Source organism: Nocardia sp. NPDC049935 (genome assembly GCF_055586645.1).
In genome coordinates, this window is record NZ_JBVJHV010000004.1 from 579,907 (window position 1) to 594,143 (window position 14,237).

Consider the following 14,237-nt stretch of genomic DNA (forward strand, 5'->3'; position numbering starts at 1 on the left):
CCCTGGTAGGGATCGCCGGTCGCGATTCACATCCAGGTCAGGGGCATACCCAGCGACGCGGTCCAGGCTTCGAAGTCGTGGCCGTGCGCGGCGATACCGTCGATCGCGCGGGCCGCGGTCGCCATGGCCTGCTCGGCGGCTTTCGCGTCGAGCAGGCCGGTGTGGTGGGCGGCGAGCAATTCGTCGACGTCCAGCAGCAGGGTTTCCCGGCCCGTGCGGCAGACCAGATCCAGATAGTGATCCACCGAACGCCATTTCTTCGGCTCGACCTCGCCGAATTCCCCGATATCGAGGTAATGGTCCTGGTCGCGCATATGGGCGGGATGGAAATGGAATACCGTGGCCCGCAGTTTCAGATCCGGGAGCAACCAGGATTCCATGTAGTGGAACTGCGGGTGATCGGCGGTTCTGGCCATGTACAGCCCCCAGGGCTCGAGGTGGTAGCGCTGCACCTCGCGTACGAAGCCTTTCGGATCCGTATTGGTCAGTTCCGCGATATCGAAGTACTCCACCTTGGGCCGGTGGACGTGGACGCCGGGTGCTTCGGTCACGGCTGCCGAATCTACCCACTGCGACGGTCCGGCGCCGCCGGTGGCATCCGGCGCGGCCCGGTCACCACGGGTGACGGCGTTCACCGTGGACCTCCGGGGCGGGATTCTGTCGGTGGGCGCGCTTAGTCTGGGGGTTATGGCATTCGCAACCGAACTCCGTGCGGCCGGTGTCACCGGAACCGAGGCCGACGGAGAGACGCCGCTGGCGAAATCGGAGTTCCGCCCGGTGGGCGAGATCGAACGCACCGGCGGCCGGTTCGAGGTCGTCAGTCCGTATCAACCGGCCGGTGACCAACCGGCCGCCATCGAGGAACTGGAACGCCGGGTCCGGGCGGGGGAGCCGGATGTGGTTCTGCTCGGCGCGACCGGCACCGGTAAATCGGCGACCACGGCCTGGCTCGTGGAGCGGCTCCAGCGGCCCACGCTGGTGATGGCGCCGAACAAGACGCTGGCGGCCCAGCTGGCCAACGAATTGCGTGAGATGCTGCCGCACAACGCGGTGGAGTACTTCGTCTCGTACTACGACTACTACCAGCCCGAGGCGTATATCGCGCAGACCGATACCTATATCGAGAAGGACAGCTCGATCAACGACGATGTCGAGCGGTTGCGCCATTCGGCCACCTCGGCGCTGTTGTCCCGGCGCGATGTCGTGGTGGTGGCCTCGGTGTCGTGTATCTACGGTCTGGGCACCCCGCAGTCGTATCTGGACCGGTCGGTGATGCTGGAGGTGGGCGCCGAGGTCGATCGGGACGCCTTCCTGCGCATGCTGGTCGACGTCCAGTACACGCGCAACGATATGTCCTTCACCCGGGGCTCGTTCCGGGTACGCGGCGATACGGTCGAGATCATCCCGTCCTACGAGGAACTGGCCGTGCGGATCGAGTTCTTCGGCGACGAGATCGAAGAGCTGTACTACCTGCACCCGCTCACCGGCGATGTGGTGCGCAAGGTCGATATGGTGCGGATCTTCCCCGCGACCCACTATGTCGCCGGGCCGGAGCGGATGGCGCGCGCGGTCGTCGATATCGAGGCCGAACTCGAACAACGGCTGGCCGAGCTGGAGGGCAAGGGCAAACTGCTCGAGGCGCAGCGGCTGCGTATGCGCACCCAGTACGACCTGGAGATGATCCGGCAGGTCGGATTCTGCTCGGGAATCGAGAACTATTCGCGCCATATCGACGGCCGGCCCGCCGGCTCGGCACCGGCCACCCTCCTGGACTATTTCCCGGACGATTTCCTGCTCGTCATCGACGAATCCCATGTGACGGTGCCGCAGATCGGCGGGATGTACGAGGGGGATATGTCGCGTAAGCGCAACCTCGTCGAATACGGCTTCCGGCTGCCGTCGGCGGTGGACAACCGCCCGCTCACCTGGGAGGAGTTCGCCGAGCGGATCGGGCAGGCGGTGTACCTGTCGGCCACCCCGGGCGATTACGAACTGGGCCGCACCGGTGGTGAGGTCGTGGAGCAGGTCATCCGCCCGACTGGTCTGGTGGACCCGCGGGTCGTGGTCAAACCCACCAGGGGGCAGATCGACGATCTCGTGCACGAGGTCCGGTTGCGGGTGGAACGCGACGAACGCGTCCTGGTCACCACCCTCACCAAGAAGATGGCCGAGGACCTGACCGACTATCTGCTCGGGCTGGGCCTGCGGGTGCGGTACCTGCATTCGGAGATCGATACGCTGCGCCGCGTCGAACTGCTCCGGCAGTTGCGTCTCGGTGAATACGATGTGCTGGTCGGGATCAACCTGCTGCGTGAGGGGCTCGACCTGCCCGAGGTCTCGCTGGTCGCCATCCTGGACGCCGACAAGGAAGGCTTCCTGCGCAGTGCGAAGAGCCTGATCCAGACCATCGGCCGCGCCGCCCGCAATGTCTCGGGCGAGGTCCACATGTACGCGGACAAGATCACCGATTCCATGCGCCAGGCGATCGACGAAACCGAGCGGCGGCGGGCCAAGCAGATCGCCTACAACGAGGAGAAGGGGATCGATCCGCAGCCGTTGCGCAAGAAGATCGCCGATATCCTCGATCAGGTCTACTCCGAGGCCGACGACGAGGTCGAGGTCGGCGGGTCCGGCCGCAATGCCAGCCGCGGCCGCCGTGCCCAGGGCGAGCCCGGCCGGGCGGTGAGCGCGGGCATCGTCGAGGGTCGCGATATCAAGTCGATGCCGCGCGCCGAACTGGCCGATCTGGTCTCCGAACTCACCGCTCAGATGATGAACGCGGCCCGCGAGCTGCAGTTCGAGCTCGCGGGCCGGCTCCGCGACGAGATCGCCGATCTCAAGAAGGAACTGCGCGGTATGGACGCGGCCGGTCTGCAATGAGCCGGTCCGCCCCGCGCGGGTTCCGGGGATCAGCCCTGGGTGGCCATCCACTCGTTCACCCGGCGTTCGGCCTCCTCCCGGGATACGTCCTCGACGCGGGTCATCACCACCCAGCGATGCCCGGACGGGTCGAGCAGGGCGCCGTAGCGGTCACCGGTGACGAAGGTGGCGGCATCCTCGGCGACCTTCGCGCCGTGGGCGCGGGCGCGGGTGAGCACTCCGTCCACATCCGGGCAGTAGTGGACCAGCGAGGTGTGCACCCAGTCGCCGCCGGGTGCGAGCACGTTCTGCTCCGGGACCGGCAATCCCAGCTGGATCGTGGAATCGCCGATCTTCAGTTCGGCATGGGCGGGCTGACCGTCGGGCATATCGTTGCGGGAGAGCACCTCGGCGCCGAACACCGCGCTGTAGAAGTCGATGGCGGCGTTGCCGTCGGCGACCGCGATGAAGACGGTGATGGAGTGGTAGCCCTCGGGGATCGGATTCACTGTTTCGCTCATGGGTTCGACTCTGCTCCTTCCGGTCGCGCGGATCTTGTAAGAAAGCGACACCTCCCGCCGGGCCGGGCGCGATCGAGGCGGCCGTGACCGGCGCCGGCGGCGTTCCACCGGAGAACGACCGCAAGGCGATTCTGTACCCCTACGAACAGGAACGGTTCCGCACGCTGAACCGGCTTCCGCCGGGGGCCGGTGCCGAGGGGTACGTGGAGTGGTACTGGTCGGTGCGCTGGGATATGCGGGGGCGGGCGCCCTATCTCGCCCAGGTATTGCCGTTCCCGTGCGTCCACCTCACCTTCGAGCGCGAAACCGGCCGGTACGGCGGATTCGTCAACGGCGTGTGCACCAGGAAATTCACCCGGGAACTCACCGGGCAGGGGGAAACCTTCGGCGTGCGATTCCGGCCGGGCGGATTCGGGGCCTTCACCGGCCGGGACGTGGGCGCCCTGCGGGATCGCGCGGTCCCGATGGACACGGTGCTGCCCGATACGGGCGATCTGGTCGACCGGGTGCTCGCCGAACCCACCGATCCCGGCCGCCGGCGGGTGGTCGAGGACTACCTCGCCGCCCGCGCCCGGCCGCCGGCCGACCCGCACTACCGTCTGGTCCGCGAGATCGTCGCGGCCATGGCCGATGATCCGGAACTCACCCGGGTGGACCAGGTGACCGGCCGATTCGGTATACCGGTGCGCACCCTGCAGCGGTTGTTCCGGCGTTATATCGGCGCCGGTCCGAAATGGGTGTTACGCCGGTATCGGCTGCAGGACGGGGCCGATCTGCTGGCCCGGGGGCGGATCGACGATCTGGCCGCACTGGCCGCCGAACTCGGTTATTTCGATCAGGCGCATTTCACCCGGGAGTTCACCGCGGAAGTCGGAATGGCACCGCTGGAATATGCCAAGAATTCGTTACGCTCGCGCGACGAGGTGACCTCGAAGGTGCTGCCGGCGTCATAATCGACAGCGACCTCGCAGGTAGGCGGTACCCGTCGGCGACAGATGAGGAGCTCGGTATGGATGTCGTGGTGTTGATCGGCCGCGTGATGTTCGTCATTTTGTTCCTGAGTTCGGCGCTGGGGCATTTCACCCAGACCAAGGCCATGGCCGGCTACGCGCAGAGCAAGGGGGTGCCGATGCCGGAGTTGGCCGTCCAGGCCTCCGGCGCGCTCATGCTGCTGGGCAGCCTCAGCATCCTGCTGGGTATCTGGGCCGACCTGGGCTGTCTGCTGCTGCTCGTCATGATCGTGCCCACCATGATCATGATGCACAGTTTCTGGAAGGAAACCGACGCCGAGGCCACCCAGTCGGAAATGATTCAGTTCAACAAGGACCTGGCGCTCGCGGGTGCGCTCGTCATGCTGTTCGCTTTTTTCGCGCATACCGAGGAATTGGGCCTGACGATTACCGGGCCACTGTTCTCGCTGTAGGGCACAGCGGAATAATCCGCGCCCCGGAACCGCCGGAGTGCGGCACCGTGTGAGGAAAATCCCAGGGCGCCAATACTGTTCGTATTTCCTGTGACGGATCACAGGTTTGTTCGTGCGGGCCGGGGAATCAGCAGGTAGGCGGGGCGTGAGTGGCCCGGTGGAACGGAATGTGAAACGTGCCCGGTCATCGTCGGTACGTGTGATGTGCAACGAATCCCGTCGATCGGGCCGTGGTTGCGGATAAGGTCTACGCAGTCGCTGCGCCGTTGCCCGATTTCGCGAGCATCGAGCACAGCCGCAGTTGCGTTTATACCCCGCACAGTTGGAGGAGAGATGACCGCCTACCGGACCATTGTCGTCGGTACCGACGGCTCGGACTCGTCGTATGTCGCCGTGGAGAAGGCCGCCGCCCTGGCCGGAGCCGCGGGCTCGACGTTGATCGTGGCCTGCGCCTACTACCCGACCGACGACCGTGATGTCGCCGCCGCGAGCGATATGCTCAAGGACGAGGCGTACCAGGTCCGCGGCTCGGCGCCCACCAACGAGATCCTGCGCGTCGCGCGGGACCGGGCGACGGCGGCGGGCGCGAAGGAGATCGTCGAGAAGCCGATCGTCGGCGAACCCGTCGAATCCCTGCTGGATCTGGTGCGCGAGACCCAGGCGGATCTGCTCGTGGTCGGTAACCGGGGCCTCAATACGCTGGCCGGCCGCCTGCTGGGTTCGGTGCCGTCGGATGTGGCGCGTAAGTCGAAATCCGATGTGCTGATCGTGCACACCGTGCGCTGACACGCGGCCGGTCGACGACCGCCCCTGCCCGGACAGATGATTCCGGCAGGGGCGGTCGTCGTCGTAACGCCCCGCGTCAGGGCGTCGTGAGGCGACGCAGTTCGGGTGGCAGATCCGTACTGTGCACCACGGTGAGGCGCTGGGTGGCCCGGGTGAGAGCGACGTAGAGGTCGTTGCGGCCGCGGGGTGATTCCGCGATCACCGCGGCGGGCTCCACCAGGTACACCGCGTCGAATTCCAGGCCCTTGGCCTCGGTCACCGTGAGGACGCGGACGGATTCGCCGGCCAGGCCCGACAACTCGGCCACCCGGTCGGCCGGTCCGAGCACCGCCGCCGTTCCCGGGCCGTGCTCCGCGGCGAGCAGCTCCGCCAGCACCGTCCCGATCTCCGCCGCCGCGACCCGATGCGCCCGCGGCGGCCGCCCGGTTTCCCGGACCGACCGCGGCGTCCGGGCGGCCGGATCGATCACGGCCAGCACATCGGCGGCGACGGCCATGATCTCCGCCGGGGTGCGGTAGTTCACGCTCAGTTCGGTGCGCTTCCAGCGTTTGGCGACATACGGTTCCAGCATCTGCGACCACGAGCGCGCCCCGGCCGGATCACCGGTCTGCGCGATATCGCCCACCACGGTGATCCACCGGTTGGGAATCCGGCGCATCACCATGCGCCAGGCCATTTCGGAGAGTTCCTGCGCCTCGTCCACGATCACATGCCCGTAGGTCCAGGTGCGGTCGCCCGCGGCGCGTTCCGCGGTGGTCTGCCGGTTACGCACCTGCTGACGTTCGGCGAGCTGGCCGGCGTCGATGAGGTCGTAGGCCATGAGGATCTCGGGATCGAGATCGTCCTCCAGATCCTGCGGGGCCGAACCGGTGAGGATATCCAGGGCGTCCTGCGCTTCGGCCAGTTGCGCGCGCCAGCGCCGCCGGGCGCGTTCGCGTTCCTCCGCGTCGTCGGTGCCCAGCAGTTCGGCCAGTTCGTCGAGCAGCGGGGCGTCGGCGGCGCTGAACTCCCCGGTGCCCGGACGCAGCAGTTCGGCCCGGTCCTGCGGGTCGAGAACCTTGCCGGCGGCGCTGTCGAGGCGTTCCGGTTCGGCGAACAACTCCCCGAGCACCTGCTGCGGTGTCAGCAGCGGCCACAGCTCGCCGAGGACGCGCTGGATCTTGGGGTCGGCGCGCAGTTCGTCACTGATCTCGCTGAGATCCGCCGCGCTGAGCAGGCTGCGGCCGCCACCCGCGGGGTCGGCGCCCATCGTGTGCGCCAGCTGATCGGTCAGCGCTTCGATCACCATCGACGCGAAGATCGGGCGGGCCAGATTATGCGGTCGCCGGGAACTGCGGGCCCGGCCGCGGGCCCGGGTGACGATCTTGCGGTCCAGTGTCAGCGGATAGCCGTCGAAGGTCAGCTCGATCGGTTCACGCGGGACCTGCTGCCGGTCGCGGACCGCGTTCTTCAGGACGTCGAGCACGGTCGGCGAGCCCTTGATCTCGCCCGCGCGCAGGGAATCGGCGAGGGTGGCCTTCACACCCGGGTACAGGTCGCCGATGGTGGACAGCAGCACGCCGGTCTCACCGAGAGAGGGCAGCACCTGGCCGATGTAGTCGAGGAAGGTGGCATTGGGGCCGATGATCAGCACACCGCTCTTGGCCAGCTGCTGACGATAGGTGTAGAGCAGGTAGGCGGCGCGATGCAGCGCGACCGCGGTCTTCCCGGTACCCGGCCCGCCCTGCACCACCAGCACGCTCTTGTGCTCGGCGCGGATGATCGCGTCCTGCTCGCTCTGGATGGTTTCCACGATGTCGGACATCTGCCCGGTGCGGGCCGCGTTCAGCGCGGACAGCAGCGCGCTCTCGCTGCCGACCCCGCCGTCGGAGGCGGTGACGCCGGCGGCCCGGGCCGCCTCCAGATCCAGGTACTCGTCGTTGACGGCGGTGACCCGGCGATTGCGGGACCGGATGTGGCGCCGCCGCACGACGCCGTCCGGGGTGGCGGTGGTGGCCAGATAGAACGGGCGGGCCAGGGGTGCGCGCCAGTCCAGTAAGAGGGGTTCGTAGTCGTTGTCCTCGTCGAGAATGCCGAGGCGGCCGATATAGCGGGGTTCCGGTTCCTCGTGGTCCTCGGCGAGATCGATACGGCCGAAGCAGAGGCCGTGTTCGGCGGCATCGTATTTGGCGAGGTCCTCGGTATAGAGCTGGGTGAAGGATTCGCGTTCGGTCCGTGCCTGCGGTGTGCCCCCGGTCTCCAGCAGCACGGTGCGCAGGCGGTTGTCGGCGTAGGCCCGCATCTCGTCCAGCCGGTCGTAGAGCACCGACAGGTGCGCCTGTTCCTGATCGATGGTTCGTGTCACCGCGGCCGCGTCCCCCTCCACGGGTTCTTGGACGGTGAGGCGTTCCTCGGTGCGATTGTCGGGCAAGTTCTGGCTCCTTCTCACCCACGTCGGGACAGGGCACGGCAAGACACGGCACGGTGACGTGCACAGAGTTGTCGATTCTACTGCCGCGAATCCGGGGCCGTTGTTTCCGCAGGCAGGCGGGCGGCGTCAGGAGACGTGGGAGTTGTCACCACGCAGTCCCGGGCCGAGGGGCCCGCCACGTTTACCCGGCCCCTTGGCCTCGTACATGGCCAGATCGGCATCGTGCAGCACCGCCTCCGGAGTGCGGGGATCGCCGGGCTCGAGAGTGGTGACCCCGATGGAGGCGTGCACCGCGATCCGGTGGCCGCGGGCCACGATCGGTTCGGCCATCGCCGACCGCAGCCGCCGCACCAGCGGTTCGAGTTCGTCGTCGCCGGGCCGTCCGGCCAGCAGGACCAGGAACTCGTCGCCGCCGAGGCGGCCCACCATATCCTCGGCGCGCAACGCGCGCTGCAGTCGTTGCGCCACGATCCGCAACACGGTGTCACCGATGGCGTGGCCCATGGTGTCGTTGATCGATTTGAAACCGTCCAGATCGATGAACATGACCGTGGAGATACTGCGGTACGCGCCGCTCGCGGCCAGTGCCCCCGACAGCTGGGACAGGATCAGCGACCGGTTGGCCAGCCCGGTGAGCGGATCGTGGGTGGCCTGGTACTCGAGCTGGCGCCGGCCGGCCAGATACTCGGTGATATCGGTGAACGAGCACACCGCGGCCGCGCCCCGATCGTCCGGGTTGAGCAGGCGGCTGGACAGGGCCAGCCAGCGGCGCTGGCCGTCCGGGCGGACCACCGCGAAGACGAACGAGCTGATGGTCTCACCGGTGGCGAGGGTGCGGGCGACCGGATGACGCGCCCGCGGTAGCGGCCGGCCGTTGGCGTCCAGCAGTTCCAGGGGCAGTTCGGTGATATTGGAGCCGACGAGCTGGACCTGGTCGTCGATCCCGAAGATCCGGCGCGCGGCCGGGTTGGCGGAGGCGACGGTGCCGTCCTGGTAGATCACCGCGACGCCCTCCTCGAGCTGGGAGACCACGGTGGTGAAATGCTGTTCGGCGCGGCGCTGGGCGCGTTCGGCGGAACGCTGTGCGGACAGATCGTGGATGACGACCTGATAGGCGAGGCGATCGTGCCAGGCGGTGAGGACCGAGACGGTTTCCACCGGGATCTCGCGGCCGTCCAGCGTGAGCAGGGTCATCTCGGTGGGTTCGGTGGCGACGCCGGTCGCGGTGAGACCCGCGATCCGCTCGAACATGGCCTCGCGCGAATCGGGATGGACGAACCGCGCGATGTTCTGGCCGAGGACGGTGGCCAGATTCTGTGCGCCCATGATCCGGAGCGCCGCGGGGTTGGCGTACACCACGATGCCGCGTTCGTGGACACAGATTCCATCCGGGGAATGTTCGACCAGGGACCGGTACCGATGCGCTAGCTGCTCGGCGGCGGAGGCCCTGTGATCTCCCATACCAACCCCCATAATCGGCTGACCCGGACATTCAAACACGGCGGTACCCCGGTATCCACACGCTTAGAATCGATTTCGTGGACGTGATTGATCGGTGACCACGTTCACGGCGCGTTCTCGGTGGTTTCCGGTGCGGGAATCGACCGGGGGCCGGGGAGGGAGCCGTCATGGCGGGTACCGGGATCAGTGGCCATTTTATGTCGATTGCCGGGATCGGTGCGGTCACCGGGTACGGCTGGGGCCGGGAATCTCTCTGGGAGGGTCTGCGCAGCGGCGCGTCGGCGGCGCGGTTCGAACCCGGTTACGGGATGGATCCCGCGACCGGCGGCTGGGCGGCGCTGGTTCCCGAGGGCGCGCCGGGGCCCGGTGGCACCCGATACGGGAGGGCGATGTTCGCCGCCGCGGCCGAAGCGGTCGCGGACGCCCGGGAACGAGGCTGGCGGCCGGGGTCGCGGGTGGGGCTGGTTCACGCGGCCGTGCTGGGTGATGTCCGGCACCGGCGGGCGTTCTCCGAGTCCGCGGGCGACGGGTTCGGCGGCCGGGACTTCCTGCGGCTGCTGCCGTCGACGCCGGTATCGGTGATCGGCCAGGAGTTCGGTTTCACCGGGCCGGTCGCCGGGATCTCGGCGGCCTGCAGTTCCGGCAACGTCGCCCTGCTCCAGGCGAAACTCTGGTTCGCCGCCGGGCTGGTGGACGATGTGCTGTGCGTGGCCTCCGATCTGTCGGCCACTCCCGAACTCGTCCGGCAGTTCGCCGCGCTGGGGGCGGCGGTCGTCGAGGTGGAATCGCTGCGGGGGTGCCGGCCCTTCCAGGAGGGCAGTCGCGGGTTCGGTGTGGGGGAGGCGGCGGTCGGGCTGGTGCTCACCCGCGGCCCGGCCCGGGCGTACGCCTCGGTGCTCGGCGGCGCGATGAACAGCGAGGCCCATCATGTGGTGTCGGTGGAACCGAGCCACGACCGGATCGTGGACTGCGCGCGGCAGGCCCTCGCCGATGCCGGGGTCACGGCCGCGGATATCGGCTATCTCAACGCGCACGGGACCGGCACCGCCCAGTGCGACCGTGCCGAACGTGATCTGCTGCGCCGCGTCTTCGCCGACCGTCCGGCGGTGTACTCGCTGAAACCGCTGGTGGGTCACTGCCAGGCCGCGTCGGGCGCGGTGGAACTCGCGGCGGCCGCCCTCGGCTACGAGCGGGGCGTCATCCCGGCGCCGCCGATCGTGGCCCCGGCCCATCCGCGCCTGCTCGACGGTGCGACGCCGGCCGGTCCGGGGCTCACGGCCAAGTTGTCGCTGGGGATGGGCGGGAACAATTCGATGGTCGTGCTCGGTCCGGCCGTGCGGTCAAGGCGGGTGACCGGTGACACGCCCCGGCGACCGGGCCGGGTGACCTAGGCTGGAGGGGTGAGCCCGCGCCACCGGCCGGGCGTCGGCCGTGCGGTCGCGGGGTGTCCCGCCGACCCGCGGCGAGCGCACCACTGTGAGACCGGGTGCGCACGTCTTCCGCCGGTGACCGGCCGTTCGGTGAAACTTGTCGGTGGTCCGTCCTAGCATCGGCGCGGGCCCATCCGTGGCCCGAGCCGCGACATGACCGATGAGCCCGATCGGGCCGTCTTCCGCGTTGCCACCCACACCCGTGGGCCGGCCGCGGCGGCTCCACTGCAACTGCATGCACGGCGCGCCTCCGGCGCGGCGAACGAAACGAGAAGGGACCGACCTGGTGGCGGAACGCCTGACTGTGCGCGGCGCGCGGGAGCACAACCTGAAGGGGGTCGACCTCGATCTGCCCCGCGACAGTCTGATCGTCTTCACCGGTCTGTCGGGGTCGGGAAAATCCAGCCTCGCGTTCGACACGATCTTCGCGGAGGGTCAGCGCCGGTACGTGGAATCGCTGTCGGCCTACGCGCGGCAGTTCCTCGGGCAGATGGACAAACCCGATGTGGATTTCATCGAGGGACTCTCGCCGGCCGTCTCGATCGACCAGAAGTCCACCAACCGCAACCCCCGCTCCACCGTCGGCACCATCACCGAGGTGCACGACTACCTGCGGCTGCTCTACGCGCGCGCGGGCGTTCCGCACTGCCCGGTGTGCTCGGAGCTCATCGCCAAGCAGACACCCCAGCAGATCGTCGATCAGGTACTGGCGATGGAGACGGGAATCCGGTTCCAGGTGCTGGCCCCGGTGGTGCGCACCCGCAAGGGTGAATTCGTCGACCTCTTCGACCAGCTGCACGCGCAGGGTTATGCCCGCGTCCGGGTCGACGGCGTGGTGTATCCGCTCACCGATCCGCCGAAACTGAAGAAGCAGGAGAAGCACGATGTCGAGGTGGTGGTGGACCGGCTCGCCGTCAAACCCACCGCCAAGCAGCGGCTCACCGATTCCATCGAAACCGCGTTGCGTCTCGCCGACGGGATCGTGGTGCTCGATTTCGTGGACCGCGACGAACACGCCCACGACCGCGAGCGGCGCTTCTCCGAGAAGCTCGCCTGCCCCAACGGCCACCCGCTCGATATCGAGGATCTGGAACCCCGGTCCTTCTCCTTCAACTCGCCCTACGGTGCCTGCCCCGACTGCACCGGCCTCGGTATCCGGAAAGAGGTCGATCCGGAACTCGTCGTCCCCGATGCCGAGCTGAGCCTCGCCGACGGCGCCATCGCGCCCTGGTCGCGCGGGCAGAGCGCCGAGTACTTCCTGCGGCTGCTCGCCGGGCTGGCGGCGGCGCAGGGCTTCGATCTGGACACCCCGTGGCAGGATCTGCCGCCTCGCGCCCGCAAAGCGGTGCTGGAGGGCAGTTCGGATCAGGTGCATATCGTCTACACCAACCGCTACGGCCGGAAGCGCTCGTACTACGCCGATTTCGAGGGGGTCATGCCGTTCCTGCAGCGGCGGCTGGACTCCACCGAATCCGAGCAGATGAAGGAGCACTACGAGGGCTATATGCGGGATGTCCCGTGCCCGGTCTGCCACGGTGCCCGGCTGCGGCCGGAGATCCTGGCGGTCACCCTGACCGCGGATTCGGCGCGGAAATCCATCGCCGAGGTCAGCGAGCTGTCCATCCGGGAATGCTCACGGTTCCTGAACGCGCTCACCCTCGGGGAGCGGCAGGCGGCGATCGCCGGGCAGGTCCTCAAGGAGGTACAGGCCCGGCTCGGCTTCCTGCTCGATGTGGGCCTGGACTATCTGACGCTGTCCCGGGCGGCGGCCACCCTGTCCGGCGGTGAGGCGCAGCGGATCCGGCTGGCCACCCAGATCGGATCGGGCCTGGTGGGCGTGCTCTACGTCCTGGACGAGCCCTCCATCGGCCTGCACCAGCGTGATAACCGCCGTCTCATCGAAACGCTGACCAGGCTGAAGAACCTGGGCAACACCCTGATCGTCGTGGAACACGACGAGGACACCATCCGTGCCTCGGACTGGGTGGTCGATATCGGCCCGCTCGCCGGTGAGCACGGCGGCCAGGTGGTGCACAGCGGGACCTACTCAGACCTGCTCGCCGATCCGAATTCGCTGACCGGTGCGTATCTCTCCGGCCGGGAGCGGATCGAGGTCCCGCTGATGCGGCGCCCGGTGAGCAAGAAGCGGCGCGTCACCGTGGTGGGCGCCACCGAGAACAACCTCCGGGGTATCGATGTGGCGTTCCCGCTGGGCGTGCTCACCGCTGTCACCGGAGTATCCGGATCCGGGAAGTCCACGCTGGTCAACGACATCCTGGCGACCGTGATGGCCAATAAGCTCAACGGCGCGCGCAAGGTCCCGGGGCGGCACACCCGGGTCAACGGTCTCGACCAGCTGGACAAACTGGTGCGGGTGGACCAGTCACCGATCGGCCGTACCCCGCGATCCAATCCCGCCACCTACACCGGTGTCTTCGACAAGATCCGCAGCCTGTTCGCCGCCACCACCGAGGCCAAGGTCCGCGGCTACCAGCCCGGACGGTTCTCGTTCAATGTGAAGGGCGGCCGCTGCGAGGCCTGCTCCGGCGACGGCACGCTCAAGATCGAAATGAACTTCCTGCCGGATGTCTACGTACCGTGCGAGGTATGCCACGGGGCCCGCTACAACCGGGAGACCCTGGAGGTCCACTACAAGGGCAAGACCATCGCCGAGGTGCTCGATATGCCGATCGAGGAGGCCGCGGAGTTCTTCGAACCGGTCACCTCGATCCACCGGTATCTCTCGACTCTGGTCGACGTCGGGCTCGGCTATGTGCGGCTCGGGCAGGCCGCCACCACACTGTCCGGCGGTGAGGCGCAGCGTGTGAAACTGGCCGCCGAACTGCAGAAGCGGTCCAACGGCCGGACCGTCTACATTCTCGACGAGCCCACCACCGGCCTGCATTTCGAGGACATCCGCAAACTCCTCGCGGTGATCAACGGCCTGGTGGACAAGGGCAATTCGGTGATCGTCATCGAGCACAACCTGGACGTGATCAAAACCGCGGACTGGATCGTGGATATGGGCCCCGAGGGCGGCTCCGGCGGCGGCACGGTCGTGGGCGAGGGGACGCCGGAGGATATCGCCGACAACCCGGACAGCTACACCGGGCAGTTCCTGAAGGAGGTGCTGGACCGGCCCGCGGTCACCGCCGCGGGTTCCGGCGCGAAATCCGCCCGGACCACCGGCGCCGCACCCGCGAAGAAGGCGCCGGCCCGCAAGAGCCCCGCGAAGAAGGCCGCCGCGGCGCCGGCGGAGTCCGCGGGCGCGGCCGCGAAGGCTCCGGATCCGCAGAAGGCGAAACGGCTGGCGCGCAAGGCCGCCTCCCTCCGCTGACCGGACGCGG

General features: G+C 68.1%; 10 protein-coding genes. 6 read left to right on the forward strand and 4 right to left on the reverse strand.

Features of this window, described 5'->3' with window-relative positions:
- Positions 1-26: 26 nt before the first annotated feature.
- The gene (locus tag ACZ6SF_RS19520) at positions 27-551 is read right to left on the reverse strand and encodes a ribonuclease FAU-1 family protein (protein WP_466063543.1); all 525 of its coding nucleotides are present in this window, start codon (positions 549-551) and stop codon (positions 27-29) included.
- A 136-nt stretch (positions 552-687) separates the two neighbouring features.
- Here ACZ6SF_RS19520 and uvrB point away from each other — a divergent pair, with 136 nt between their 5' ends.
- On the forward strand, positions 688-2,880 hold the full coding sequence (uvrB, locus tag ACZ6SF_RS19525) for an excinuclease ABC subunit UvrB (protein WP_466063544.1): 2,193 nt from the start codon (positions 688-690) through the stop codon (positions 2,878-2,880).
- Positions 2,881-2,909: 29 nt separating this feature from the next.
- Here uvrB and ACZ6SF_RS19530 read toward each other — a convergent pair whose 3' ends face one another.
- Complete coding sequence (locus ACZ6SF_RS19530; RefSeq protein ID WP_466063545.1) at positions 2,910-3,380, reverse strand: VOC family protein; 471 nt, start codon at positions 3,378-3,380, stop codon at positions 2,910-2,912.
- 83 nt (positions 3,381-3,463) lie between these two features.
- On the opposite strand from ACZ6SF_RS19530, the gene ACZ6SF_RS19535 reads away from it, so the two are divergent.
- The 3 genes from ACZ6SF_RS19535 (at position 3,464) to ACZ6SF_RS19545 (ending at position 5,589) form a co-directional block, all read left to right on the forward strand.
- Complete coding sequence (locus ACZ6SF_RS19535; protein WP_466063546.1) at positions 3,464-4,333, forward strand: DUF6597 domain-containing transcriptional factor; 870 nt, start codon at positions 3,464-3,466, stop codon at positions 4,331-4,333.
- Between the two features lie 56 nt (positions 4,334-4,389).
- Positions 4,390-4,803: a DoxX family protein gene (locus ACZ6SF_RS19540; protein WP_466063547.1), complete on the forward strand. Its 414-nt coding sequence runs from the start codon at positions 4,390-4,392 to the stop codon at positions 4,801-4,803.
- Between the two features lie 333 nt (positions 4,804-5,136).
- Entirely contained in the window at positions 5,137-5,589 is a 453-nt protein-coding gene (locus tag ACZ6SF_RS19545; protein WP_449998080.1) for a universal stress protein, read from the forward strand.
- Positions 5,590-5,665: 76 nt separating this feature from the next.
- On the opposite strand, the gene ACZ6SF_RS19550 is transcribed toward ACZ6SF_RS19545, so the two are convergent.
- Together ACZ6SF_RS19550 and ACZ6SF_RS19555 are read right to left on the reverse strand one after the other, a co-directional pair.
- On the reverse strand, positions 5,666-7,933 hold the full coding sequence (locus tag ACZ6SF_RS19550) for a HelD family protein (protein ID WP_466063637.1): 2,268 nt from the start codon (positions 7,931-7,933) through the stop codon (positions 5,666-5,668).
- Between the two features lie 192 nt (positions 7,934-8,125).
- Entirely contained in the window at positions 8,126-9,460 is a 1,335-nt protein-coding gene (locus ACZ6SF_RS19555; protein WP_466063548.1) for a diguanylate cyclase domain-containing protein, read from the reverse strand.
- A 197-nt stretch (positions 9,461-9,657) separates the two neighbouring features.
- Between ACZ6SF_RS19555 and ACZ6SF_RS19560 the strand changes: the two genes are divergently transcribed.
- Positions 9,658-10,851, forward strand: coding sequence for a beta-ketoacyl synthase N-terminal-like domain-containing protein (locus ACZ6SF_RS19560; RefSeq protein ID WP_466063549.1), 1,194 nt, complete (start codon positions 9,658-9,660; stop codon positions 10,849-10,851).
- Between the two features lie 325 nt (positions 10,852-11,176).
- Positions 11,177-14,227 (forward strand): excinuclease ABC subunit UvrA, encoded by a 3,051-nt coding sequence (gene uvrA, locus ACZ6SF_RS19565; protein WP_466063550.1) that lies wholly within the window; start codon positions 11,177-11,179, stop codon positions 14,225-14,227.
- Positions 14,228-14,237 lie beyond the last annotated feature (10 nt).